General features: G+C 39.8%; 19 protein-coding genes. 3 read left to right on the top strand and 16 right to left on the bottom strand.

Going from position 1 to position 26,060, the window contains the following annotated elements; translation table 11 throughout:
* Positions 1 to 84: 84 nt before the first annotated feature.
* A complete protein-coding gene (gene betB, locus C3F34_RS00235) occupies positions 85 to 1,557 on the bottom strand; it encodes a betaine-aldehyde dehydrogenase (RefSeq protein ID WP_044739498.1) in 1,473 nt (490 codons plus the stop codon).
* Complete coding sequence (gene betI / locus C3F34_RS00230; RefSeq protein ID WP_044739499.1) at positions 1,550 to 2,176, bottom strand: transcriptional regulator BetI; 627 nt, start codon at positions 2,174 to 2,176, stop codon at positions 1,550 to 1,552. The genes betB and betI overlap by 8 nt, the downstream gene beginning before the upstream one ends.
* Before the next feature lie 536 nt (positions 2,177 to 2,712).
* On the opposite strand from betI, the gene C3F34_RS00225 reads away from it, so the two are divergent.
* Both C3F34_RS00225 and C3F34_RS00220 read left to right on the top strand, forming a co-directional pair.
* Positions 2,713 to 4,773: a choline transporter gene (locus C3F34_RS00225; protein ID WP_104440793.1), complete on the top strand. Its 2,061-nt coding sequence runs from the start codon at positions 2,713 to 2,715 to the stop codon at positions 4,771 to 4,773.
* Between the two features lie 12 nt (positions 4,774 to 4,785).
* Positions 4,786 to 5,400 carry a MarC family protein gene (locus tag C3F34_RS00220; RefSeq protein ID WP_104440792.1) on the top strand — a complete coding sequence of 205 codons (615 nt, stop codon included), beginning with the start codon at positions 4,786 to 4,788 and terminating at the stop codon, positions 5,398 to 5,400.
* A 90-nt stretch (positions 5,401 to 5,490) separates the two neighbouring features.
* On the opposite strand, the gene C3F34_RS00215 is transcribed toward C3F34_RS00220, so the two are convergent.
* From C3F34_RS00215 to C3F34_RS00200, 4 genes are all read right to left on the bottom strand, one after another.
* Entirely contained in the window at positions 5,491 to 6,312 is an 822-nt protein-coding gene (locus tag C3F34_RS00215; RefSeq protein WP_104440791.1) for an SDR family NAD(P)-dependent oxidoreductase, read from the bottom strand.
* Positions 6,313 to 6,605: 293 nt separating this feature from the next.
* The gene (locus C3F34_RS00210; protein WP_228155315.1) at positions 6,606 to 7,430 is read right to left on the bottom strand and encodes an SDR family NAD(P)-dependent oxidoreductase; all 825 of its coding nucleotides are present in this window, start codon (positions 7,428 to 7,430) and stop codon (positions 6,606 to 6,608) included.
* Between the two features lie 37 nt (positions 7,431 to 7,467).
* Positions 7,468 to 9,102: a long-chain fatty acid--CoA ligase gene (locus C3F34_RS00205; protein WP_104440790.1), complete on the bottom strand. Its 1,635-nt coding sequence runs from the start codon at positions 9,100 to 9,102 to the stop codon at positions 7,468 to 7,470.
* A gap of 74 nt (positions 9,103 to 9,176) precedes the next feature.
* Positions 9,177 to 9,671, bottom strand: coding sequence for a 2,4'-dihydroxyacetophenone dioxygenase family protein (locus tag C3F34_RS00200; RefSeq protein ID WP_044739504.1), 495 nt, complete (start codon positions 9,669 to 9,671; stop codon positions 9,177 to 9,179).
* Between the two features lie 350 nt (positions 9,672 to 10,021).
* Between C3F34_RS00200 and C3F34_RS00195 the strand changes: the two genes are divergently transcribed.
* Positions 10,022 to 12,715 carry a LuxR C-terminal-related transcriptional regulator gene (locus C3F34_RS00195; protein ID WP_104440789.1) on the top strand — a complete coding sequence of 898 codons (2,694 nt, stop codon included), beginning with the start codon at positions 10,022 to 10,024 and terminating at the stop codon, positions 12,713 to 12,715.
* A gap of 237 nt (positions 12,716 to 12,952) precedes the next feature.
* Here C3F34_RS00195 and C3F34_RS00190 read toward each other — a convergent pair whose 3' ends face one another.
* The 10 genes from C3F34_RS00190 to C3F34_RS00145 all read right to left on the bottom strand — a co-directional run bounded on the left by C3F34_RS00190 (position 12,953) and on the right by C3F34_RS00145 (position 25,874).
* Positions 12,953 to 13,681 (bottom strand): SDR family NAD(P)-dependent oxidoreductase, encoded by a 729-nt coding sequence (locus C3F34_RS00190; protein WP_044739505.1) that lies wholly within the window; start codon positions 13,679 to 13,681, stop codon positions 12,953 to 12,955.
* Between the two features lie 184 nt (positions 13,682 to 13,865).
* A complete protein-coding gene (locus C3F34_RS00185) occupies positions 13,866 to 15,872 on the bottom strand; it encodes an esterase/lipase family protein (RefSeq protein ID WP_104440788.1) in 2,007 nt (668 codons plus the stop codon).
* A 121-nt stretch (positions 15,873 to 15,993) separates the two neighbouring features.
* A complete protein-coding gene (locus C3F34_RS00180) occupies positions 15,994 to 16,911 on the bottom strand; it encodes an ABUW_2363 family tetratricopeptide repeat lipoprotein (protein WP_016167569.1) in 918 nt (305 codons plus the stop codon).
* A 117-nt stretch (positions 16,912 to 17,028) separates the two neighbouring features.
* Positions 17,029 to 17,838, bottom strand: a complete 810-nt coding sequence (gene cysE, locus C3F34_RS00175) for a serine O-acetyltransferase (RefSeq protein WP_016167570.1) — start codon at positions 17,836 to 17,838, stop codon at positions 17,029 to 17,031.
* Positions 17,831 to 18,685 (bottom strand): RNA methyltransferase, encoded by an 855-nt coding sequence (locus C3F34_RS00170; RefSeq protein ID WP_016167571.1) that lies wholly within the window; start codon positions 18,683 to 18,685, stop codon positions 17,831 to 17,833. Before C3F34_RS00170 ends, cysE begins: the two co-directional genes overlap by 8 nt.
* Positions 18,686 to 18,726: 41 nt before the next feature.
* Entirely contained in the window at positions 18,727 to 22,296 is a 3,570-nt protein-coding gene (gene dnaE / locus C3F34_RS00165; RefSeq protein ID WP_104440787.1) for a DNA polymerase III subunit alpha, read from the bottom strand.
* 190 nt (positions 22,297 to 22,486) lie between these two features.
* Positions 22,487 to 23,134 (bottom strand): hypothetical protein, encoded by a 648-nt coding sequence (locus tag C3F34_RS00160; RefSeq protein ID WP_228155314.1) that lies wholly within the window; start codon positions 23,132 to 23,134, stop codon positions 22,487 to 22,489.
* 74 nt (positions 23,135 to 23,208) lie between these two features.
* The gene (locus C3F34_RS00155; protein WP_016167574.1) at positions 23,209 to 23,904 is read right to left on the bottom strand and encodes a methionine ABC transporter permease; all 696 of its coding nucleotides are present in this window, start codon (positions 23,902 to 23,904) and stop codon (positions 23,209 to 23,211) included.
* Positions 23,901 to 24,926 carry a methionine ABC transporter ATP-binding protein gene (locus C3F34_RS00150; protein ID WP_104440785.1) on the bottom strand — a complete coding sequence of 342 codons (1,026 nt, stop codon included), beginning with the start codon at positions 24,924 to 24,926 and terminating at the stop codon, positions 23,901 to 23,903. Before C3F34_RS00150 ends, C3F34_RS00155 begins: the two co-directional genes overlap by 4 nt.
* Before the next feature lie 72 nt (positions 24,927 to 24,998).
* Positions 24,999 to 25,874 carry a MetQ/NlpA family ABC transporter substrate-binding protein gene (locus C3F34_RS00145; RefSeq protein WP_044739509.1) on the bottom strand — a complete coding sequence of 292 codons (876 nt, stop codon included), beginning with the start codon at positions 25,872 to 25,874 and terminating at the stop codon, positions 24,999 to 25,001.
* Positions 25,875 to 26,060 lie beyond the last annotated feature (186 nt).

Genomic DNA, 26,060 nt, shown 5'->3' with positions numbered 1-26,060 from the left:
CCTAGCAGAACGTGGTCACCTGTTGAGTTGAGGATGAAATAAAGAGAGATTTGAGACGGTATTGAGTTATTTAAAATTTAAGCATTAAAAAATACTTTGATAGTCACCCAGTTCAACTTGAACGGATTTGATACGGGTGTAGTGTTCAAGGGTGGTAATGCCATTTTCACGCCCAACACCTGACTGTTTATAACCCCCGACAGGCATTTCAGCAGGGGATTCACCCCAAGTATTGATCCAGCAAATACCAGCTTCAAGTTGATGAATAATACGATGCGCTTGGGAAATATCTTGTGTAACCACACCTGCAGCTAAGCCAAAATTGGTGTTGTTGGCACGTTGAATCGCTTCCTCGATAGTGTCATAGCTTAGAATACTCATGACAGGACCAAAGATTTCATCTTGCACAATTTGCATGTTGTCGTGACAGTCGGTGAAAACAGTTGGTAATACATATGCACCTTTTGCGAACGCTGTTTCGGTGGCCCTTTGTCCACCAATCAATAAAGTCGCACCTTGTTTTTTGCCCGACTCAATATAAGACAAGACTTTTTCCATCTGTGGAAAGCTGACTAAAGGTCCAAAGTTGGTTTCAGCCTGCATAGGGTCGCCTATGCGGATGCGTTTGACACGCTCAATCACAGCCTGTTCAAATGCAGATTTCAAATTTTTAGGGACAAAAACACGTGTCCCATTGGTACACACTTGACCTGAACTAAAGAAGTTTGCCATCACTGCAATATCGGCTGCGCGGTCAAGGTTGGCATCGGCACAAATAATAAGAGGGGATTTACCGCCAAGTTCCATGGTGACTTCTTTGAGGCTAGAAGCAGCAGCACTTGCCATGACCTTTTTACCTGTCGCTACACCACCTGTGAATGAAATTTTTTGAATGTCGGGGTGTTCAGTCAACGATTGACCGACTTCAGTACCAAAACCTTGTACAACGTTGAACACCCCAGCAGGTAAACCTGCTTCAGTATAAATCTCTGCTAGTTTTAAGGCTGTAAGGGGGGTGACTTCGCTGGGTTTAAAAATCATGGCATTTCCCGCAGCGAGGGCTGGAGCCGATTTCCACAGTGCAATTTGAATAGGATAATTCCAAGCGCCAATCCCAGCCACCACACCTAAAGGTTCACGACGCGTATAGAAAAAACTATTTTCGCGTAGAGGGACTTGTTCGCCTTGAATGGCGGTCGCCAATCCAGCATAGTATTCTAAAACGTCTGCACCAGTGACAATGTCCACAGTAGATGTTTCACTAAATGCTTTACCTGTATCGAGTGTTTCGAGACGCGCTAACTCATCATTATGTGCGCGTAAAATATCGACTGCACGACGTAAAATACGGGCACGTTCGACTGCCGTCTTGGCAGCCCATTCACGTTGCCCTTGTACAGCACTGTGTACGGCTGCATCGACGTCGGCTTTAGAGGCTTGTTGAATGCTGGCAATGACCTGTCCTGTAGCAGGATTGATACTGTCAAAAGTTTGACCACTGGTGGCATTGAAATATTGTCCGTGAATATAAAGCTTATGAAGCTGTACATCATTCATTTTGTTGCTCCTGCCGTATCTGTTGAATTAAGCGAAGTTGCATATCCACATAGTCGTATGCAATAGAACGTGCCAAATCACGATCAAATGCTTGATGACCACTTAAACTTCCACGTAACCACAATCCATCAATCAGTGCTGCTAACCCTTTAGCGGCTTGGCTGGCCTGTGACTTTGGCATGAGTTGCAAAAAATGAAACTTCAAATTCGAATAAAGACGTTGGTCATTGATTCGTTGCAGACGACCTAAGTCGGGTAGGTGCATACTGGCAGACCAAAAATCCAACCAAACCCGCATGGCGGTGTTGTTGACCTGACTGATGTCAAAGTTGGCATCAATAATGGCTTTGAGCAAATATTCTGGACTCGGCTGTGCAACCTGTGCTTTATAACTCGCCGTGGTTTCAGCCAAAACTTTGAGCATTTGTCGCATACAGCTGTGAATGAGACCTTGTTTATCGCCAAAATAATGACTCACAATGCCCGTAGAAAGCTGTGCTTTTTTCGCAATTTGAGCAATAGTAGTGTTGGATAAACCCACATCATAAATGACTGCATAGGCAGCATTAATGATTTCTTCACGGCGCTCATGCTCAGGTTTTACTCTACGTTTATTCATGATAATCCAGAACAATTTGCCTTAAATTTAAAGGCGTTAGATTCAATAATTTACATGGAAATCATCATAGCATTTTTTTATGATACTTTTAATTGATTGAACGTTCAATCAATTAAAAGTACACTATTGTTTAAATTCACAGCAAAAGTTGTTCATCTGACCGTTGTATATTTGGATAAATTTATATTTATCAGCTAGATATTTAACTTGAGTCACTGTGTTTTTGTTTTGTTTAAAATTTAAACGGATTACGGTTTTATACTTTTTTCGAGTTGAGAAAGCTCATATAGTCATGTTGAAGGGAGATATATAAGATTCCAATCGGAATATCGATGAATAAGGGTGGGCTCACATTTTAAGCCTGTGTAGCCAATGCACCTCATAAATGATTTAGACCGTTATTCAGGTTTAAAGAAGATAGCGTTTTTATTGTTGATAAAAATACTGTCGTTTTCGTTAGTCGATTTTTAAGCTCTCGACCACGAGAAGTTTAAAAATTGGCTTTTGTCTTTTTTATTTACTTTCTTGAGGATTGTATGGCAACAGATAATCCAAGAGCAGTTGATGATCAAACATTAGCGCCTAAAGACCGTTTAAATGGTGTGGTCTTTTATATTTCAGCTCTCATTATTTTAATTTTTTCTATTACCACCATTTTATTTAATGACTTTGCCAATCAAACCTTAAATATGGTTTTGGCGTGGGTGAGTTCAACCTTTAGCTGGTATTACTTACTCGCAGCGACCTTGTATATGGTGTTTGTGATTTTTATTGCCTGTTCACGTTATGGCGATATTAAACTCGGCCCCAAGCATTCCAAGCCCGAATTTAGCCTTTTAAGTTGGTCTGCAATGCTGTTTTCAGCAGGGATCGGGATCGACTTGATGTTCTTCTCGGTGGCGGAACCTTTATCCCACTATATACACCCACCTGTAGGTGAAGGGCAGACCTTAGAAGCGGCCCGTCAAGGTATGGTCTGGACGCTGTTTCATTACGGCTTAACTGGCTGGTGTATGTATGCCTTAATTGGTATGGCATTGGGCTATTTTAGTTATCGTTATAATTTACCCCTCACTATTCGTTCAGCACTCTATCCAATCTTTGGCAAAAAGATTCATGGCCCAATTGGTCACAGTGTCGATACCGCTGCGGTGATCGGGACGATTTTTGGTATTGCCACGACCTGTGGGATTGGGGTGGTACAGTTGAACTATGGTTTGCATGTGCTGTTCGATTTACCCGAAAACCTCTGGATGCAAGCTGCCTTAATTGGAGTTGCGGTTGTGATGACGATTATCTCTGTCACATCAGGGGTAAATAAAGGACTACGTGTTCTCTCCGAGATCAATATTTATGTTTCTGTCGGTTTGATGCTGTTTATTTTGTTTTTAGGTAATACTGAATTTCTACTGAATGCTTTTGTACAAAATATTGGGGACTATATTAATCGCTTTCCAAGTATGACCTTGGAAAGCTTTGCCTTTCAACAACCGAAAGAATGGATGAACAGTTGGACTTTGTTCTTTTGGGCATGGTGGGTGGCGTGGTCGCCCTTTGTAGGTTTGTTTTTAGCACGTATTTCGCGTGGACGAACCATTCGTGAGTTTGTCAGTGGAACCCTGATTATTCCTTTATTTTTCACCCTCACGTGGTTATCAATATTTGGAAATAGTGCGCTACATAGTGTGATTTTTGATGGCAATTTAGCCCTTGCTCAGAGTGTGATTGCCAACCCAGCACACGGTTTTTATGACTTATTGGCACAGTATCCGTGGTTTCCGTTTATTGCAGGGGTAGCCACCATTACGGGCTTGCTATTTTATGTGACCTCAGCTGACTCAGGTGCACTGGTATTGGGTAATTTCACCACTCAATTTACCAATGTCGATCATGATGCACCACGCTGGTTAAGCGTATTTTGGGCTGTAGCGATTGGTTTATTGACCCTTGCCATGCTGATGGCTAACGGGATTACTGCACTACAAAATGCCACCATCATTATGGGGTTGCCGTTTAGTTTTGTCATGTTCTTGGTCATGGCGGGTTTATACAAATCGTTAAGACTTGAAGATTATCGACAAGCCAGTAGCAGTTTAAATGCAGCACCCGTGGTAGGGAATGTTGACATCCTCAACTGGAAAAAACGGTTGTCTCGAGTCATGCATCATCCAGGAACAACCGATACTCGGCGTATGCTCGATGACATTTGTCGACCCGCAGTGATGGCGGTTGCAGAGGAAATGCAAAAACGGGGTATCAACATCAGTGTTCAAGAGAGTGCGCTAGAAGAAGACCCAAATCTGTATCATTTAGATTTGATGATTCATTTGGAAGAAGAACAAAACTTTGTCTATCAAATTTGGCCTGTACGTTATATCGCACCGACCTTTAGTGAACGCGGCAAACTGGGTAAACGGTTTTATTACCGTCTAGAAACCTATTTGTATGAGGGTTCTCAAGGCAACGACCTTGTTGGCTATACCAAAGAGCAAGTGATTAATGATGTGCTAGATCGTTATGAACGCCATATGACTTTCTTACATATCAATCGAATTAGTCCAGGGAATCGTCCCTTATTTCCAGACCCTCAAGGATAATTAGGAGGAGCCATGTTGACCTCATATTTACATGCTTTCGCTTTGTTTTTCTCATTGCTCAATCCGTTCTTGATGAGCATTTATATGATTGGCATGATTCGCAATTCTGAAGCTAAAGTGTTTAATAAGGCTTTGATTCAGGGCTGTTTCATTGCTTTTGTGGTGTTTGTGCTGTTTGCATGGGGTGGAGAAACGATTTTCAGCAAATATTTGAATGTGCGTTTTGAAGCATTTCAAATTTTTGGTGGACTGATTTTCTTGGTGATTGGCTATCGCTATGTGTTTCAGGGGGCAGATACTATCGGTGAAATGCGAGGTGCCCCTGAACATTTGGCAGGAACAATTGCAATGCCTTTTATGATTGGGCCGGGGACCATTAGTGCTGCTGTGGTGACGGGTATATCATTACCAATTGGCGGTGCAGCCATGATTATTTTTCTGACTTTGGCGTTGACCTGCGTGTTGATGATTTTAATGAAATTTGCGCATGATCATTTGCGCTATAAACACGCCAAATATATTGATCGTTATGTGGACATTGTCGGGCGACTGTCTGCCTTACTGATCGGCACAATTGCGGTAGATATGATTATTAATGGTATTTTGGGTGTTATATCGGAAATGTAATCATTTCAAATAAAAAACCGAATGTCATGCATTCAGTTTTTTAAGCCAGAGAAATGTTGGTCATTTAGAGAAATAATTTCCGTGTTTTGATTATGAAGCTAATCGTTGGATAGTTTTGTCTAATTTTTTATCGATTTGATTACGATAGGTATCTGGTAATAAGCGTGAAATTTTGGCCAAAATACGTGCCTGGGCACCAGGAATAACCACAAAGTCATTTGAAAAAATGCCCTGATATATTTCCTTACATGCTTTTTCGACGGGCATACTACCGCCTAATTGTTTTAAAGCTGCAGTTACAGGGGAACCATTTTTTCTTTCTTCAGTGACAAGCGGAGTGTCTACTTCTGGTGGGCAAACCACAGCCACATCAATTTTTTGACTGCGTAATTCCATACGGAGTACTTCAGCTAAGCCAACCACACCAAATTTAGATGCACAGTAACCTGTATAACCGTAGCAACCGACTAGACCTGCAGCAGAGGCAATAAACACCAGCTTAGGGCGTTTACCTTGCTGAACTGCCTGTTTTAAATGCGGTAACGCAGCATGAGCTACATTGCGACTACCAACGAGGTTAATCTGAATTTGGCGTTCAAACTCTTGCGAAGTCATATCATCGAAATTCTTAGCAATGCTGATTCCTGCGGAGTTAATTAGAATATCTGGTGTACCAAATTGAGCAACCGCCTCAGCAAACTTTTCGTCCATGGTATTTTCATTTTGTACATCAACTTCAAATCCAGTAATTGTTGAAGAAATTTTGATTAGTTCTTTAACTGCTTGCTGAATACCTGTATGAGCAAAAATACAGACTTGGTATTGGTCTTTGAGTAAACGCTTGGTCAGTTCAAGGCCAATCCCGCTACTGCCACCAGTAACCCATGCTGTTTTAGACATATTCTTTTTCATATCATTTTCCTTATGAGTGTTGTATTGAACTGGGTTGTTCAAATACATTTTTTTTGAAACTTAAATATTTACAATAGTTTAGGCAATAAATATCCAAAAGCCGACAAACAGGTAATATCGCGTTGTTTTATGAGTGAATCTGATGAGTTTTTTGTTTTACTGCAATACATAAAAGTTGTTTTGTCTAAATGCTGTTTAAAACTTCACAGTGCTAAAATTTAACATCTTTAATCGATTTTTATTCTAATGTAGTTGGTTGATTCAGCTACGCCGTAGCTGAATCAACAGGCGAATTAAGATGCAAATTTCTTTATAATCTGGTCTAATTTCTTATCGATTTGACCACGATAAGTATCAGGTAAGATACGAGAGAGTTTGGTCAAAATACGTAATTGAGTACCAACAATAATCATAAATTCATTTGCGAAAATGCCTTCATAAATTTCTTTGCAGGCTTTATCTACTGGCATAGTGCCGCCACCGAGTTGTTTTAATGCAGCCGTAACAGGTGAGCCAGTTTTACGCTCTTCTGTTACAAGTGGTGTGTCTACTTCTGGTGGACAAACCACAGCCACATCAATTTTTTGGCTGCGTAATTCCATACGGAGGACTTCAGCCAAGCCAATCACACCAAATTTAGAAGCACAATAGCCTGTATAACCATAGCAGCCAACCAAACCTGCAGCGGATGCAATGAATACAATCTTAGGGCGTTTGCCTTGTTGAACTGCTTGTTTTAAGTGAGGCAAAGCAGCATGTGCCACATTACGACTGCCCACAAGGTTAATATTGATTTGTCTTTCAAATTCTTGCGAAGTCATTTCATCAAAATTCTTCGCAATACTAATACCTGCTGAATTAATCAGAAGATCTGGTGTGCCAAATGTAGCTACAGCTTCCGCAAATTTTGCGTCCATTGTGCTTTCATTTTGTACATCAACTTCAAAGCCACATACCGATGGTGAGATTTTTTTTAAATTCGCAACGGCTTGCTCAATACCTGCATGAGCAAAAATGCACACTTGAAATTTATCTTTGAGTAGACGCTGAGTGAGTTCAAGACCAATGCCACTACTTCCACCTGTAACCCATGCTATTTTGATTGTTGTATTTTTCATCTCAATATCCTTGTGAGAACACTTTAAGGACGAAGTGTTAAATCACTTCGTCTTTCAGTAGTACATCACCAAATTGTGTACGCAACTCGGCTTTTACAATTTTGCCTGTGCCATTGACTGGTAAAGCATCAACAAAAATCACAACATCTGGAATTTGCCAACGTGCAATCTTGTTTTCAAAATAAGCACGTGCTTCTTCTTCAGTTAGGGTTGAGTTTTCTTGTTTCACGGCAATTAGGATTGGTCGTTCATCCCATTTTGGATGACGTGCGGCAATAGCAGCTGCCATTCGAATTTCTGGATGACCAACCGCAATATTTTCAATTTCAACTGAAGAAATCCATTCACCGCCAGATTTAATTAAATCTTTAGCGCGGTCACAAATGGTCATGTAGCCATCAGCATCAATTGTTGCGATATCACCTGTATCGAACCAGCCATCAGCAGTCAGTGCACTTTTCTCTTGGTTAAAGTACTTTTCAACAATCCATGGACCACGAATTTGTAAATTACCTTGCGTATGACCGTCATTTGGTAATGCGGTAAGGTCATCACCATTTACAATACGTAATTCAACACCAAATGGCGGGCGCCCTTGAGTTAAACGAAGTTTCTCAAACTCTTCATCACTTAAAGCTGTATGTTTGGCTTTAGGTTGGTTTGCAGTACCCAATGGGCTGGTTTCAGACATACCCCATGCATGAATGGTGTCACAAGCATAATTATTCTTAAAGTCACGAATAATTGAAGGAGGGCATGCTGCACCACCAACCACGTTGCGAGTCATACTTTCTAACTTGGTGCCGCGTTTTTTCGCTGCCGCAAGTAGACCTTGCCAAATGGTTGGTACACCTAATGCAACAGTGACTTGATAATCATCAATTAAGCTAACAAGACTGTCGCCATCTAAATTTGGTCCAGGTAATACAATTGTAGAACCAACCATTGCAGCAGCATAAGGAATACCCCATGCATTCACATGGAACATTGGGACTACAGGCATTACTATATCTTTCGCAGATAAGTTTAGTGAGTCTGGAAGGCAAATTGCCATCGTATGTAATAAGGTAGAACGGTGGCTATACAATACGCCTTTTGGATTGCCTGTAGTACCTGAGGTATAGCAAAGAGAGCTTGGTGTTTCTTCGCTAAACTGTGGCCAGTCAAATTCGGTAGATTGATATTGAATCAATTCATCATAGAAAAGCACATCTGGTAAAGCTTCAACGATTTTTTCGTCATGTGAACCAAGGCAGATAAAACGTTCTACAGTTGGTACTTTACCTTGAATTGCTTGAATTAAAGGTAGGAAAGTAGCGTCAAAGAAAATAGCTTTATCTTGTGCATCATTAATGATGAAGATTAACTGTTCAGGAAACAGACGTGGGTTAATGGTATGACATACATAACCACTCCCTGAAATTGCATACCAAGATTCTAAATGACGATGATTATTCCATGCGATAGTCGCAAGACGATCACCAGCTTCTAAACCAAATGTGGTAAAAGCATTGGCTAAACGTTTTGCGTTTTGCTGAGTTTGTAACCAGTTAGTCGTGGTAATCTGACCATTCACTTCACGTGAAATAATAGGAGTGTCAGAGTGATACTTTGCTGCATGCTCTAGTAAATTACTAATCAACAAAGATTGATGCATCATTTTGCCAAACATTTCATTCATCCTTGGTAGCTGTTTTTATTTAATGTAAAAAAGACTTTTAGCTTTTGCTAAAAGTCTTTATGAACTTATTTATCGTTAAATGCAACTTCTGAGCCTGGTTTAATATAACGTGGCATTTTCTGACCAGTTTGTTGAGCTACTGCATGAAGGGTGCGCTCAATCCAACCTGCATCCATGATGAACATAAGTGAGTCGTCATCATTCAAGTTTACATTTGCACCTTCAATAACCATGAAGCCTTCAGCACCTTCTGGAGAAGCTAAAGTATGGATAGAACCTGCTGGTTCAAACAAATAGCTACCAGCAGTTTGAACATCTTCAGGATATTCGACATAATGCCAAGAACCAGCTGTTGTATAGAAATGTACAACACCCGTGTGAAAATGGCGTGGTAATACGGTACCCGGCTCGAAACATGCACGAATCACCCATGTACCATTATCAGGATCTAAAAAGCATGGCGTAACGTGTACACCTGGCAATGCGTTTTTAATTTCACCATCGTTAATGTTAATTGTTAATAAACGGTCTTGATGTTTAATTGATTGTGCAATGCTCATGACAAACTCCATGTATGTCTATTTAAGATGAAATATCAGAATGCCAAACAGTAGGTATCCGTTATTGCCTTAGACTTGAGCATAACAACGTTTCATGTTTAGCAAACCATTCAAAAGGATGGATTTGTAGTTGTTTAATTATTGTTCGAAGGGTTTGAATTTAAAAATGTATTTAAAATCTGGATTTTGATTCAATTTCACATTGCATCATCAGCAACCTTATTTTAATTTGATGATGCTTAAAATGCTGTGAAAGCAGAGGATTTTTTAGAATTTGTAAATGGGATATCGAATTTCAAGGAGTGGAATTTTGCTAATGGAATTAAATACTAAAGATTGGATGAAGTGATATGCAAGTATTAAAAACTAAGCTCAGCCGTCCAAGTGTGATGAGTGATAAGGCAATGCAACGTCCTGAGTTGTTGAGCCAAATGCTGGAATATTGCCAATCTTCTCTAGTGTTTATTCATGCAGCAGCGGGTTATGGTAAAACCACATTGATGTTTCAGATGAGTGAGGTTCTTCTTAACCAAGGTAAAACCGTAAAATGGTTAACATTAGATGGTGATGATAATGATCCCATTCGTTTTTATCACTACCTTTGGTTATCATTGTTGGGCTTAGAACAACTCAATGACCTTCCTGAGGGGCAAGTTCATAAGCAAAATATTATTGATTTGGCGCAAAAAATTGAAGATATAGATAGTGAAACTATTCTTTTTATTGATGAATTAGAGGCAATTGAAAATCCAGAGTGTTTAAATCTTCTGTGGTGGTTTTATCAGTATTTACCATTAAATTGTCATTTGGTGATTGCTTCTAGAACAAAGCCTAATTGGAGCTTTGCCAAAGAATATTTATTGGGTCGTTTAAAGTTGGTGACAGCAGGTCAACTAAGTATAAAAACTGAAGATAGTGCAGCATTAATTCATTTTTTAAAGCAACAGAACTTTGATCATGTGACATTAACACCAGAATTAGCTGAGTTACTGATTCATAAAACAGAGGGATGGTTAACTGGAATACAGCTTACCAATTTATATTTAAAGAAATATCATGACGCTGGGGCTGTAATTCAAAGTTTAAGTGGCGCCCATAATCAGATTGTTGATTATCTAAGTGAGCAAGTATTTTTACAACTTTCTGAAGAAATGCAAACTTTTCTTATGAATATCAGTATCCTAAGAAAGGTTTGTTTGTCAAATATACAGGAAGTTGCACAAAACTCCACATCGTCAAAGTTGTTGGAATTAATGATACAAAAAGGCTTATTCCTTCAAGCCTTAGATGAGCAACATACGTGGTATCGTATTCATCATTTATTCCGAGAGTTTTTGGAAAACCGTTTTAAGGTATTAGATATAGAAGACTTTCGAGCGGCTCATTTACGTGCTGCGGGTTGGTATCAGAAAAACAATTATCTCATGGAGTCGATTTATCACGCCCAGCATGCTGAAAATCAAGAACTGGTATTAGAACTGTTAAGTCATGTCAGCCGTGATTTAATGTTAGGTGGTAGTTATTACAGCTTAATTGAATTGGTGAAGTCAATTCCAGATTCTCTATTAATTCAAAAAGCGGCACTGCTATACGATATGATTTGGTCATTGATCATTACCCATCAGCATTTATTAAGCGCTCACTATTTACAACTTTGGCTCAAGCTTGATCCCAAAGATCGAATTAAAGGTGATGATCAACTGGCACTTGATCCTATGCTTGCTTTAGTCGGTGATGATATGAAATTGGCTTACAAGTTAGCCCAAGCCAATGTCTCTAAATTATCGGATAATTCCTACTTTGTTCGTGCACCTTTAATTGGTATTGGTGCGCTTTATCATATTTGTTTAGGTAAAATTATTGAAGCACGTAAAATTATTATTCAGACACGGGCGATATACATCCAAGGTCAAAATGTATTTGGGTTAATTATTACAGATTGTATTGAAGCACTCAGTGACTATTTGGAGGGAAATGTAGACAAAGCACTGGTTAAATTTGACTATATTGGTCGCAGTGAAGACTACATAAAACTTGGTGCAAATGAGTTTTTAATGACGATTGTGAAAATGATCATCAGTAGTGTAAAAGCAAGTCTGTATTATGATTTGAACGAGATTACGCTAGCAGAAGAGGCACTTAAGCATTTTAATAATGGCGAACAACTGATTATTCCTGATTTGGCAATTATTGGGTATGAATTGTTGCTACGCTTGGCACATCTTTCAGAGGATGCACAGGCGGAACAGACGTGTTTGACGCAATCTCAAATCTGTAGCAATAATTGGTCAATGCCACGTTTAAGTCGCACAGTTCAGAATGTTTATCAGCAATATCAGTGGTTTGATAGAAAGCATAAGTTGAATGATATAAATGCAGACGAATTAGAAGAAATTTGCCAGCGTCATATTGAGAAAACTCTAAATATGTCAAATGTGATTACTGGCGATGATTTGATGCTCTATAGACAATTGATTTTTTTAGCTCGTGAACCACAAGCCAAAGTATTTCTTGAGCAAGAATTCGATCGAATAGTGACTTATCCATTCCGTCATGCTCGAATTCTTTTACTATTGGCTTTAGCTGATTATCGTTTGAATCACAACGACGCTGCATTTATGTGGTTCGAACAAGCTTTAGTTATTTTGGAACCGTCCAAAGCAGTCCGTATTGTATTGGATGAACATCCATTGATATTCCAAGTATTGGCTGATTATATGCGACATTTTGGCCAGACCAAGCAGAAAAAGGAACCTAAACTTTTAGCTTTCACTGAAATGCTGGCTGGTTTGTGCAATGTCCCTTCTTTTGAAGCAACAGCAGATAATGATATAAGTACTGTAAAATCCGAATTGCTCTCTAAACGTGAATTACAGATTTTGCAGAAGGTTAGCGAAGGTTGTACAGATATTGAACTCGCAGATAAAGTATTCTTATCGGTCAATACAGTGAAATGGCATTTACGTAATATTTATAACAAGTTGGGTGTACGTTCGAGGCTTGAAGCAGTTACAGAAGCCAAAAAGAAAGGATTAATCCTCTAAAATAATGGTAAGTAATGTAGCGCATACAGATTAAAAAAGTTGCCCATGTCTAAACGCTAAGATATGGGCAAGATAGGGAACTGGTTTATTTTTTAATTTTTTTGCTTAAAATAATAAATGTTATTCAGGTATTTTCTTAAATTTTGAACATAAAGAGTATGTGGAAGTCATATTCATGTTCAAAATTCTGTTTGTTTCCCTGAAAGGAATGCAGCCAGAAGTTCTTTATACCTATACTTAGAAAATCGAGTATGCACCGTCAACTTTAACAATTGTACCATTCACAAAACTTGCTGCATCAGAAGCTAAGAAAAGTACCACACTCGCAATTTCTGATGGCTTGCCTAAGCGTTGCATTGGTGAACGCGCCATAATGCCCTCAAAAACCTCTGGCATATCTTTTAATGGCTGAATCAGAGGTGTATCAATCCAACCTGGTGCGACTGCATTCACGCGAATTTTTGCAGCAGACATACTAAGCGCATGTGAGAACGTTAATTGATCAATTGCACCTTTAGAGCAGGAGTACGCTGGTGCAAGGCCTGAACCAAATTGTGCGTAAAGCGAAGAAACATTAATAATTGACGGATTATCAGATTTTGCTAGCGCTTTTGCTGCAACTTCACTGATATAAAATACAGAAGTTAAGTTCACTTCGAGTACTTTCTTATAGGTATCTAATTCATGTTCTGAAATAGAACCCATACCTGCACCATTGAATAGAGTGTCTATACGGTCAACTTTTGCAAAGAAAGCATCAACAGCAGCTTTATCAGTTACATCCATTTCGACAGCTTCAATGTCTAAACCTGCTGGATAAACGGCTTTTTGTGCTTGTAAACCAAGTGCCCAAACTTTTGCACCTTTTTCAGCAAAGGCAATTGCGACCGCTTGACCAATACCAGAAGTTCCGCCAGTTACGACAGCAACTTTGTTTTCAAACATTTTTGTGTTGAACGCTTCCATGTTTCAATCTCTGTGTTGTGTAGTCAGTTCTAAGCTGTTGGAGTTAACCTTAACGGTTGCATAATTAAATGGGAAGAATAGGTATAAAAAAACCATTCTAAAGAATGGGATGGATTGATACATGGTAGTAGAAGCAATAAAGTTAGCCCATGTTTTACTTTAAAACACGGGCCTTGACCTGTATTTAAGGTTTATAAAGTCCAAGTTGGACGAGATGCAAACGAAGAATACGTCTTAACTCTAACACAGCCTCAGGTGTTTCTTGGATTGAATGACCACCTTGAATAATTTTTTCAGAGACAGCGCCTTCTAGGTGAGCACTTTTATAAGGTACGATGCCATCGGTAATGAGGTTTGGATCATCACTTTTGGTGTCATTTCCCATAATCGAATGAAATAACAATCCTTTACGTGGCATAATATCCGATGTGATCGCCATAAACTTAGATTTATGGCTTAAGTCACTTGGACCATTTTGAATAAGCCCTTGGTCAATTTGTTTGACTAAATCTGAGAAATCTAAATCTTGGCTTTGTAACGTGTCACCCAGCGCAGTTAAAAAAGCACCCGGAAGTTTAATAATTTTACGTGCAGCACGAGTAAACCAAAGGTCAGCATAAGCCGTACCGTGGTGTGGAGCCGAAATAAAGATTGCACGGCTAAAATTAGGAATATCTTGTATTTGCATACGCTGTGCAACAATAGGGACATTTTTATATTTACTTAATTGTCGGTTGCTCATCATCGACAGTGCTTTTTTAGTGACATCAGCTTCACTGACCAAGAGGCGGGAAATAATTCCGCCCATACTATGTCCAATCAGGACAGCATCATTTTTTGCCGAAGCACTTGCATTGACTTGTGCAAAACTTTGTTTAAGAAGTGCGTAAATTTGCAAGCGACTTTCTATAATCGGCATATTGGTCGAATAGAACACTTGCCATACTTGATAATTTTCTCTTAAGACTTTATCACCTATAATGTCGTTGGTTAGACGAACCCAGGCTTCTGGACTACTGGCTAAACCATGAACCAAAACAATGACTTTTTTATTTGGATTGTAAGGTTCTAGCATATATAAATGGGGCATGGTTAAACGGTTATCGCGGTCAATCAGAGTGAGATAAGCAGCTTTACCCAAGTTATTCTGAGCTAACCATAAACCGTATGGCGTCGAGAAGTTAGCGGCTAAAGGGTATTTATGTCCTGCAAGCTGAATAGATTCATATTTATACGGATCATAGGCCCGAATCACAAATTCAGGTTTGGTTAAAATATCATTGACTGAAGTAGCTGCTTTAGGTTCAGCGGTAAATGTTGCTGCCAAGTAGCACGCTTTATGAATATTTGGATTAACTCCACTTTCATAAGAAAAATGCAAAGGATCAAGAATGTATTGATTAGACTCTTTTTGCTGAGCATTGTAATCTGGTAGGACCACCACAAATTCAGAGCCAAAACCATCACGACGGTTAATCGAACGTAAACCTGAGAAATTAAGATTATAACTCGACATGAGTTGTTCAATTTTCTGATCTTTCAATAAGGGATAATTACTGAAATCAATATGATAAACACTTTGACCAATTTTAATCTGACGTTGAACTTCTTTTTCAGGGTAACGAAGGCTATAAGCGTTAGAAAGTTTTGCAATGGCTAAGTTATAGAAATCGCGTATTTGTACTTGTCGGTTATCAAAAATTCGATCTTCGGGGCCACGTTGGGTTTTGAACATGTAGGCATAGCTGTAGCGAATACTTTTATCTAGCATGTCTAATTCTTGTTCTAGACATTGATTATAAATTTCTTGCTGAATTTTTTGCTTTTCTTCAGATTTACGGCTGGTTAGTAATCCAATTTTACAGTCTGAAGAACCTTCTAATGCGAGCGCCCGTGCTAGGTATAGTTCACTGGCCGCAGAATATAATTGCTCGTCTTGAATTTGTGGAATTTGCTGTAATTCCTGAACGCATTGAGTGGGATTGGTTGTGCAAATTTTAGCTTCTCGCCCTGTCATGGATAAAACATTCAGGCTTGCTTCACTTAGCTTATCACGTGTCAGAATACTTTCACGTTCATTGGCAATGGTGACTTTGACAGCCTGATTTTTGACAGTAACAACTTGGCAACCCGAAAGTAGTGTGATTCCCAGTATGCAGAGTAGGGCAATACGGCTAAAGTTCTTTGGCATAGGCAGGTCTTAAATTTCATTTTGTTTATTTTTTTTAATCATACGATAATTGTCAGCTTTTTCAATGTGCAGAAAAAGAAATAGACCGTATGGGACGGTCTATTTGATGTAGCGAATTAAATTAAGATGCTTTAGGGGTAGTATTTAATACTTGCCAAACATTCCAACGCCCTTGCGTTTCAATTTCGTTAATTAAGCGATCTGCAACGGCTGCTTCTTGCGGATATTTGAGTTTGTAGTTTTTCAGAATTTGAATGGCACTTTTCTTTTGTTCCATGGCAATGTAGTTATTGGCAGCAGACAAATAAGCTTCCTGAACACCAGCTTTCATGGCTTTGTCTAAGTAAGGGATGGCTTCACGTTGACCACCACCTTCAGATAAACCAAAACCAAACCAGAAGTTTGCTTCTGGGTCATCTTGATTGATCTTCAAGATGCGCTGTGCATAAGTTAAAGATTTAGTTGTATACACAGAACCTAAATCAAGATTACGTGCCATCACGCTGGCTTTAAATGCACGCACTAAAATGTCAAAAGAGGCATCATCACGCGAAGCAAGCGTATCTAACTCTTGGGTCACTTGTTTTAATTTTGCTTCGAAGCCTTTACGTTCTTTGCGCTCAGAAAAACGTGGTGGGTAGTGACGTGCTTTGCCTTCAACTAACTGTAAAAAGTCATCAATATCTGTGATATCAATTTCGTTTTCACCTGCTAAAACGGCATATTTCATCGTACGTTGGTTGTTATTCACCGTAGGAATGATCAAGCGATTTGTTTCTAAGGTAATTTTTTCATTTGGTTTAGCTGAATTCGTCACTACCATTTTCGTTACTGGCTGAGCAGCGGCTTGCTTCAATGCCAATTCAAATGGAGGCGGTGCTGCATAGTCAAATGGATTTAGGGCGTAGAATGGGGGAGTGATATCTGGTTCCGTGAAAATAATCGGTTCTTTAGAGTTTTTATCTTTGCTTGGGGTTATGCTACACGCCGTCAGAAATGATGCAGCAACTAATGCGAGTGCCAGAGGCTTTAAGGTCATAGTATTCATCCATTCTTTCTTTTAAATGTAATAAAAAAATTGCATGTCCGTCAGTCTAAGAAAACTAAGGCGAACATGCAATATAGGGCGTGTTACAGTTGGTTTTTAATTATGTTGTTATGGCTTTGATTGGCTACTTTGTGCTTCACATTCGCGACGCACATCTTCAATAATTTTTAACTCTTCTTCACTGTAGGGTTGTTCATTCAATTGCTGCTTTTTAAACGTTGGATCAAGCAGAGATAAACGTTGGCAAAGTGTGTTCATACGTTTTTCATTATTTTGAATACGATCTAATAAAATACGCATACCTTCAAGCATAGGGTCTGATTGGTCTTGTGTTGCAGCATAGGCTTGGAATCCAATACTTTCGGCATAATCACGGCGACGTGCTTCATCTTGATCTTTTGGAATGTCTTTACTGATGTAGCGTGCAGGGTTGCCTACCGCAGTCGTACCAGCAGGTACAGCTTTGGTGACCACCGCGTTTGACCCAACTTTTGCACCTTTGCCTACGGTAAATGGTCCTAAAATTTTTGCACCCGCGCCAATAATTACCCCATCTTCAAGGGTAGGATGGCGTTTGCCTTTATTCCAAGTAGTACCGCCTAGCGTCACCCCATGATAGAGGGTAACATCATCACCAATCTCGGCAGTTTCGCCAATAACTACACCCATGCCATGATCGATAAAAAAACGGCGGCCAATTTTTGCACCTGGGTGAATTTCAATACCTGTCGCAAAACGGCTAAATGAAGACAGAAGTCGAGCTGAGCCTTTACAGTCTTTTTTCCACAGTTCATGTGCCATACGGTGCATGATTAAGGCATGAATGCCTGGGTAAGTGGTTAAAACTTCTAAAGTGTTTCGTGCGGCTGGATCGCGCGCGAAGACAGCTTGTATATCCTCTTTGAGCTGTTTAAGCATCAGACGGATCCTCTTTGTCTTTGGTTTTTGGTATAGATGGTTTCCAAGTGCCTTTATTCAAGGCTTGTACACGGCTGAAAATGCCACGTAATAAATGGTATTCCATTTTATCTAATTGTATACGCCCAAATAAGCGACGCAAGCGTAAAGGGAGTAATCTTGGGTTGTTTGGATCTAAAAATTCAATATCTTCAAGCATTTTCTCTAAATGCGGGTAAAATTGTTGCATCTGGTCATGCGTGACTAATGGCTCGTCCCAATGCATTTGAGCTGTATCGGTAACGGGCATAGTTGCTTCAAGATCTTCAGTTTTTTCTACATGAGCCAGTGCTGCTATACGCATTTCGTAACAAATGACTTGAATGGCTTGTGCAACATTCAACACACCATAATCCGTATTGACTGGAATCGTGACATGATAGTTGGCTAAAGCCAGTTCTTCATTGGTTAAGCCACGGTCTTCACGACCAAACACTACCGCAATATTTTGCTGTTGAGAGACTACAGCTTTGAGAGACATTTCTGCTGCAGGACGTGCATCAAGCAAAGGCCAAGGAATTGTTCGGCTACGTGCACTTGTACCAAATACAATATGACAGTCCTGAATAGCTTGTTCTAAAGTTTCTACAATTTTAATATGCGGAATAAGGTCTACAGCACCTGCTGCCAATGCTTCAATGTCTGGATGCGGATAGGTTTTTGGGGCAACCAAGACCAACTGGCTAAGTCCCATCGTTTTCATGGCCCGCAATGCACTTCCAATATTGGCAGGTAGAGTGGTATTCACCATGACAATACGGACATGGGAAAGATGTGCTGCAACCGCAGTATTGTCGAATTGATTCATTACATTTCCAATTTTGTTAAATCACTGAATGTGTTTAATCGTTATGAATATTGATTAACATCAGCTTGATATAAATCCATTGCCTCATCCATGCTTAAATCGGCAGGTGGAGGAGGGACTTGCGCAGGTCTGGCTTGTTCGTAATTGACGGCTTTGGCAGCTTTCGACTTGACCTGATATTCAATATAGATGGCTTCTTTACCAAAATAATCGCGCAATTTACTTAAAAGTTCATCTAATGGCGCAACTTTCCATTGCATACCAAAATGTAATTCCGCAGAGGCGTAAGCATAATCAAGTTGCAATAACACAGGAATATGATTGCACAGATCGACATTGCAATAAGGCAATAAGATTTTCTGTAAATCTTGGCTTAAGGTTTTGCTCAGATGATCTGCTTGTAACTTAATTTGAATACTATTGGCACGTTTTTGGCGAATTTCGTTCAGACTAAAGGCTTTGGTTAAGCGTCCCATTGGACGGTCAAAACCTTCGCGCTCATAAATTTCACCTTCAATGACCACCACGCGTTCATTGACAATAATGTCTTTAAAGCGCTGGAAGCGTTCATGATTGGCAGACACTTCAATTCGTGATGTACCATCATCAAGGGTAATCATGACACGGTTCGGGAAGTTGGCAACATCAACTACTAAACCTGCAAAAACGGTGGTTACACCACGACGTGTTGGTGTCAGTTCATTAATTTTGGCAGGAATGAAGGATTTTAACTCAGGACGATACACATCAATCGGGTGTCCTGTTAAATACAAGCCGAGCGTGTCCTTTTCACCTTTAAGGCGGACTTCATCTGACCAAGGCTTCACAGGTTTGGCAGGTTTACGTTGAACTTCTTCAACTTCACCAAATAAATCCATGATGCCCGTTTCACGGTTGCTACGTGCTTGTTCTGCGGCTTGGACAGCCTCTGGCAACTGTGCCATTAAGCTTGAACGTTCTATGCCTAAGCAGTCTAAAGCACCTGCACGAATCAGCGCTTCAAGGGTACGCTTGTTAATTTTCTTTAAATCAATTCGATGGCAGAAATCAAACAGGTCTTTATACGGACCGTCATGCAAGCGAGAGTCAATGACAGACTGCATGGCTTGTTCACCAACACCCTTAATTGCGCCTAAGCCATATACAATGGTTGTCTCATCGGTCGCATGGAAATGGTACAGTGACATATTAACCGAAGGTGGTAAAACTTCTAAACCATTGGTACGGCAGTCATCAATCAGGAATACCACGTTATCGGTATTCTGCATTTCCGAAGAGAGTACCGCAGACAAGAACTCAGCAGGGTAATGTGCTTTTAACCAAGCGGTTTGATAGGCAACCAAAGCATAGGCAGCAGCATGGGATTTGTTAAAACCATAGCCTGCGAACTTTTCCATATAGTCGAAAATATGGTTGGCCGTGGCTTCATCAATATCTTTTTTTGCTGCACCCTCAATAAAGATCTGGCGCTGTTTCACCATTTCTTCGGGTTTCTTTTTACCCATGGCACGACGCAATAAGTCCGCACCACCAAGTGTATAGCCAGCACAATACTGTGCAGCCTGCATCACCTGTTCTTGATAGACCATAATCCCGTAAGTCGGTTCGAGTACGCCCTCAAGTAAAGGATGTAAGTATTCAAACTCTCCGCCATGCATACGGTGAATAAAGTCAGGAATTAGGTCCATTGGACCTGGACGGTATAAAGATACGAAGGCAATAATTTCCTCAAATTTGCTCGGGCGAGCTTCTTTGAGCATTTTTTTCATGCCGACGGATTCAAACTGGAACACCGCAGTCGTATTGGCATCGGCAAAGACCAAGTAAGCATCTTTGTCGTCTAAAGGAATATTGGCAATATCCAGTGGTATCTCAGCAGGATAGTGCTTGTTAATATTTTGCACTGCATCTTCGATAACGGTTAAGTTACGCAAACCCAAGAAGTCGAATTTAACCAGTCCTGCCGCTTCGACATCGTCTTTATCGTATTGTGCAACACGACCTGTACCATCCGCATCACAAAGTACCGCAGAGAAGTCGGTAATTTTAGTTGGTGCAATCACTACACCACCCGCATGCTTACCTGTATTTCGGGTAATACCTTCTAATTTAAGCGCCATTTCCCAAATTTCTGCGGCATCGTCATTGTCTGGGTTGGATGGATTGGTGACAATATCTTTCAGTTGCGGTTCAGCTTCAATCGACTCCTCTAAAGACAAACCTAGAGGTTTGGTTGGAATCATTTTAGAAATACGATCCGCTAAACCATAAGATTTACCCAAGACACGTGCCACATCACGGATGGCACCTTTTGCCGCCATGGTTCCGAAAGTTGCAATCTGAGAAACTGCATCTCGCCCATAGTTACGTGCCACATAGTCAATCACTTTATCTCGACCTGCAATACAGAAGTCGACGTCAAAGTCGGGCATAGATACACGTTCTGGGTTCAAGAAACGTTCGAAAAGCAAATCGTAACGAAGTGGGTCTAGGTCGGTAATTTTTAAGCTATATGCAACCAATGAACCTGCACCAGAACCACGACCAGGACCAACAGGTACACCGTTATTTTTTGACCATTGAATGAAGTCCATGACAATCAGGAAGTAGCCAGGGAATCCCATTGAGTTAATGATGTTAATTTCGTAATTAATACGCTCATCATAAGGTTTACGGATTTCAGCCCAATCATCACCGCGTTGTTCTACTGGGTATAAGTGATTGAGGCGCTCTTCTAGACCTTCTTTGGACAAATGTTCAAAAAAAGTGTCAATGGTGTGACCTTCAGGAATTGGGTAGTCAGGCAGGAAGTATTTGCCTAATTGTAGTGTGACATTACAACGTCGGGCGATATGGAAACTGTTTTCAATGGCGGTCGGCACATCTGAAAACAGTTCAGTCATTTCAGCTGCAGTTTTAAAATATTGCTCAGGGCTATAGGGTTTCGGACGACGGTCATCCCCTAGAACATAACCATCTGCAATACAGACGCGGGCTTCATGCGCCTCAAAGTCTTCACGTGTAATAAAGTGCACATCGTTGTGTGCTACTACACCAATGTTATATTTTTTTGCCAGTTTAACGGCTTCTACAATGTAATCTTCTTCAAAGGGGCGATCAGTTCGAGTAAGCGCCAAATAAACACGGTTGCCAAATTTCTCGATCCACTGTTCAAGGAGTGGTTCGGCTTTTTGCGGATTCGATGAACACAGCATTTTGCCAACATCACTGTGCATACCCAACAATGCAATAATATCTTGATGTTGTTCTAGAACCCAGTCTTTCTGTACGCAGGGGATGTCGAGTTGTTGACCTTCAATATAACCACGGGAAACAATTTCAGTAAGTCCACGCCAACCTTGATTGGTCATGGCCAATAAGGTCACACGATGTTCAGCATCATTGAGTCGAATAACTGAACCTAAAATTGGCTTGATGCCTTTAGATAAGCAAGAGCCATAGAATTTGACTGCTGCATGCAAGTTCGACAAATCTGTTAATGCTAAAGCGGGCATTTCATCATTTACGGCAGCTTTAATTAGATCAGGTATCCGAACGATAGATTCAGTGATAGAAAATTCGGTATGAATACCAAGATGAACAAAGTGCATAAATGAGTTCCTGCAAAAACCACTCAATAGTTTAGCATGCTCTGTGCTTATTCTGAGTTTAATTGAAATGAATTGGTTAAGTTTTAATAGCCTAAAGCTCAGAATCAGCTTGTTTTATTTTGTCGTACTTGAATTGATAATTCATTTCTTTGCTTGTTTAAAGAAATAAGCTGAAATGATTTGATAGGCTTTAACATGCAAGCGCTTGCTGAATCGAAAATTGTGCAAGTTTTCCATTTTTAAAACTGAAATTGAGATAGGCCGTATAAGGTGGGCTAAAATCTTGAGGATGTTTCATGAATTCTTTGACTTGCTCGACTTCTAAAATCAGGACTTGAGCATCTCCTTTGGGGTTCATACTTTGTGCACTGTGTTTAAAATCTTGTTTAAATTGCTGCAATGTATACTGCGGTGTAATTTGAGTGTTGTTCACAACTATTTTATCATTCATGTCTTTGCTGTTGTTCCAAGTTAACCACACGCGACCTTTGGTTTGCCCCAATTGCTTGAAATTAGATTTATCCTGATAAAATTGTTCATTTTTGATTTGAGGATTATCTTCTGCAAAAATTTCAAACCTTAAGGTTTTATTGGGCGAGGGATTTAAGCTGTACTCATAATTTCCTGTGCATTCTGAATAGATTTTATTGGTTTTAGTACTCTCTGTTTTAACCAATTTGTTGATTTGATCTGCCGATACTGGAGCATTCAGTTCAATCTGATTCACTTTGATACTGGTAACATAATTATAAGAAATCGCATTTGCATGGCTGATAGTCGAAAGTACACAGAGACTCATTAATATCGTGTTTATTTTCATGGTTAAGTTTGAATTCATTTTGTTGTTATGCTGATTATATAAATTTTAGACCTGAAAAAAGCTCCCATTTCGGGAGCTTTAAAAGATTGGTTTTATCTTAAACGAGACAGCCAATCACCTAAGCTTTGTACCAACTGAACTAAAATCAGCAATACAATGACAGTGAGAATCACCACACTGGTGTCAAAACGTTGGTAACCATAAGAAATAGCAAGGTCACCAATACCGCCAGCACCTACAGCACCTGCCATTGCAGTGGCACCAATCAGGCTAATGGTGGCAGTGGTTAAATTTAAAATAAGCGAACTGCGTGCTTCAGGCACAATAAACTTGAAAATGATTTGCCAAGGACTCGCACCCATTGCTTGAGCAGATTCAATAATCCCTTCATTCACCTCTAAAAGTGAGGTTTCAATCAGACGACCAATATAAGGTCCTACATAAATGGTGAGGGGAACAATTGCAGCCCATGTACCAATAGAAGTCCCTACAAGCACTTTTGTGAGTGGAATTACCGCAATGAGTAAGATAATAAATGGCAATGAACGTAGGGCATTCACAACTGGATTGAGTAAGTGATACACGACACGATTTGGCAAAATACCATCTGGACGTGTTACCAATAAGGTAATGGCTTGAATAAAGCCCCAAATTGAACCAAATAGCATTGCAAAAAACACCATGTGGAAAGTTTCCTGCATGGCAGTGACAAATTGGTCAATGCTGAGTGAACTATGCCAGAAAGGTGCTGTGAGGTCTGTCAGCCATTGTACAATTAAATCTCTCATTCGCAGACTCCAGATTGTTCAACTTTTACGCCGTGTTGTTCAAAGAAGGCAATAGTGTCTTGAATGATGTTTGGATCGCCCAATAACTGAACAAACATTTGCCCAATGACAGAACCATTAATTTCGGTCATGTTGGCAAATAAAATATTCAAACTGATATCAAATTGTTTAATTGCAGCTTGAACTACAGTTTCTTGCGCAGAAGTCCCTAAGAACTGCAAGCTATAAATACTATGCTGATTTTGATTCTCTAAATTATTAAGAATATTAATCGGCAATTGTTGCTGTAAAACAGTTTGAATGAAATTTTTGGTCGTTGGATGTTGCGGCTGACTGAAAATATCAAGGGTAGGACCTGTTTCAATCACTTTGCCTTGTTCCATTACAGCAACATAATCACAAACTGATTCAATCACATCCATTTCATGGGTGACCATAACAATGGTAATACCTTGTTCCTGATTGATCTTTTTTAGCAAGGCCAAAACGGACTTTGTGGTTTGTGGGTCAAGTGCAGAAGTTGCTTCATCGCAAAGTAAGATTTTTGGATGATTTGCCAATGCACGCGCAATACCGACGCGTTGCTTTTGACCACCAGAAAGTTCATCTGGATAAGCATCTTTTTTATGCTTCAGATCGATAAATTCGAGTAGTTCATTCAGGCGTTTTTCTCTTTCTGCTTTGGAAAAGCCTAAAAGCTTCAGTGGCATTTCAATATTGGCTGCAACCGTTTTGGTTTGCAGTAAATTGAAGTGCTGAAAAATCATACCGATATTTGCACGTTCTTGACGTAATGAACGTGCATCCAATGCTGTAAAGTCGGTGTCACGAATAATGACCTGACCCTGCGTAGGACGTTCAAGCAAATTAATCAGACGGATTAAGGTACTTTTACCTGCACCACTATAGCCAATAATGCCAAAAATACTGCCATCTGGAATAGTCAGATTAATGTTATCCAGAGCACGTATGGTTTGACCTTTGAGCTCGTAGTGTTTTGAAATGTCTTTAAATTCAATCATAGCGTCAAAAACTGTACAAAATGAAAAAACAGGCAAAGTCACTTTGCCTGTTTTGTTTGCAGCATTATATTACTATTTGCTTTCGGTAAGATAGCTAACAGGTTTGTTTACATCAATTTTAGTACCACCAAAGTGTTCTTGAACATATTGTTCTACAGCTTTAGTGTGGTAAAGCTCACCTACTTTCTTCAATACAGGGTCATCTTTACGTGATTCTGCTACCGCTAAAACGTTAACATTCATTTTAGTAGTTTGGTCAACTGGCTCATAGTAAATCGCATCTTTCAATACATTTAAACCACCTTCCATAGCCAAGGTGTTGCCCAATACGATTGCATCTACTTCGTCTTTAACACGAACAGCCGTAGCCATTTGAATTGGTTTAATCACGATGTTTTTGCTGTTCTCTACAACGTCAGCAGGCGTACCTTTTACATCATCAAAACCAGCTTTTAATTTTACTAAGCCAGCAGATTGAAGCAATAACAATGCACGTGATTCATTTGCACCGTCATTTGGAATAGCAATTGTTGCGCCAGTTTTGAATTCATCAAGCTTTTTCACTTTGCTTGAATAAATACCCATAGGCTCAAGGTAAGTCGTAGAAACAGGTGCAATTTTATCTTTATTGTTGGCATTGAAGGCAACAAGATAAGCATAAGATTGGAATGCGTTAATGTCGATTTCTTTATTGGCTACAGCAGTGTTCATTGCCACGTAGTCAGTAAAGTTTTTCACTTCTAGTTTAATGCCTGCCTGTTTAGTTTCAGGAAGGGTCGCAATAAAACGCCAGATATCTGCGTCAGAACCAGTTGAAGCCATCACTACGGTTTGTTCTGTAGTTGTTGCCGCATCAGTTTTGGTTTCAGTTGCAGGAGCTTCCTGTTTGCCGCAGGCACTGAGTGTTAACACAGATGCACTCAATAAAACGCTAAATAGCTTTTTCATGAATATTTCCTAGTACAGACATCATTTCATCGTTTCACATTATAAAGACATGCTAAATAAATATCCGATGCTCACGATGAATGAAGTTGTCTGATAAAAATTCGGTACTTTGCGATTTCTAGCTATATACAGAGCTAAAAATTCGCTTCATCCCAACAAGACCAAAATAATTTCGTATTTAGAGGA

It is taken from the genome of Acinetobacter sp. ACNIH2, from assembly GCF_002934965.1.
Taxonomy (GTDB): Bacteria; Pseudomonadota; Gammaproteobacteria; order Pseudomonadales; family Moraxellaceae; genus Acinetobacter; species Acinetobacter tandoii.
Note: the sequence above shows the minus strand (reverse complement) of the source record. Positions and strands in the feature narration are given on the sequence as shown.

What these genes read in the sequence shown, in the direction of transcription:
- C3F34_RS00180 (WP_016167569.1), bottom strand. Translation starts at nt 16,911, where the DNA reads ATGACCTTAAAGCCTCTGGCACTCGCATTAGTTGCTGCATCATTTCTG.
- C3F34_RS00185 (WP_104440788.1), bottom strand. Translation starts at nt 15,872, where the DNA reads ATGCCAAAGAACTTTAGCCGTATTGCCCTACTCTGCATACTGGGAATC.
- C3F34_RS00160 (WP_228155314.1), bottom strand. Translation starts at nt 23,134, where the DNA reads ATGAATTCAAACTTAACCATGAAAATAAACACGATATTAATGAGTCTC.
- C3F34_RS00195 (WP_104440789.1), top strand. Translation starts at nt 10,022, where the DNA reads ATGCAAGTATTAAAAACTAAGCTCAGCCGTCCAAGTGTGATGAGTGAT.
- dnaE (WP_104440787.1), bottom strand. Translation starts at nt 22,296, where the DNA reads ATGCACTTTGTTCATCTTGGTATTCATACCGAATTTTCTATCACTGAA.
- C3F34_RS00225 (WP_104440793.1), top strand. Translation starts at nt 2,713, where the DNA reads ATGGCAACAGATAATCCAAGAGCAGTTGATGATCAAACATTAGCGCCT.
- C3F34_RS00205 (WP_104440790.1), bottom strand. Translation starts at nt 9,102, where the DNA reads ATGTTTGGCAAAATGATGCATCAATCTTTGTTGATTAGTAATTTACTA.
- C3F34_RS00145 (WP_044739509.1), bottom strand. Translation starts at nt 25,874, where the DNA reads ATGAAAAAGCTATTTAGCGTTTTATTGAGTGCATCTGTGTTAACACTC.
- betI (WP_044739499.1), bottom strand. Translation starts at nt 2,176, where the DNA reads ATGAATAAACGTAGAGTAAAACCTGAGCATGAGCGCCGTGAAGAAATC.
- C3F34_RS00150 (WP_104440785.1), bottom strand. Translation starts at nt 24,926, where the DNA reads ATGATTGAATTTAAAGACATTTCAAAACACTACGAGCTCAAAGGTCAA.
- cysE (WP_016167570.1), bottom strand. Translation starts at nt 17,838, where the DNA reads ATGCTTAAACAGCTCAAAGAGGATATACAAGCTGTCTTCGCGCGCGAT.
- C3F34_RS00200 (WP_044739504.1), bottom strand. Translation starts at nt 9,671, where the DNA reads ATGAGCATTGCACAATCAATTAAACATCAAGACCGTTTATTAACAATT.
- C3F34_RS00215 (WP_104440791.1), bottom strand. Translation starts at nt 6,312, where the DNA reads ATGAAAAAGAATATGTCTAAAACAGCATGGGTTACTGGTGGCAGTAGC.
- C3F34_RS00170 (WP_016167571.1), bottom strand. Translation starts at nt 18,685, where the DNA reads ATGAATCAATTCGACAATACTGCGGTTGCAGCACATCTTTCCCATGTC.
- C3F34_RS00190 (WP_044739505.1), bottom strand. Translation starts at nt 13,681, where the DNA reads ATGGAAGCGTTCAACACAAAAATGTTTGAAAACAAAGTTGCTGTCGTA.
- betB (WP_044739498.1), bottom strand. Translation starts at nt 1,557, where the DNA reads ATGAATGATGTACAGCTTCATAAGCTTTATATTCACGGACAATATTTC.
- C3F34_RS00220 (WP_104440792.1), top strand. Translation starts at nt 4,786, where the DNA reads ATGTTGACCTCATATTTACATGCTTTCGCTTTGTTTTTCTCATTGCTC.
- C3F34_RS00155 (WP_016167574.1), bottom strand. Translation starts at nt 23,904, where the DNA reads ATGAGAGATTTAATTGTACAATGGCTGACAGACCTCACAGCACCTTTC.
- C3F34_RS00210 (WP_228155315.1), bottom strand. Translation starts at nt 7,430, where the DNA reads ATGAAAAATACAACAATCAAAATAGCATGGGTTACAGGTGGAAGTAGT.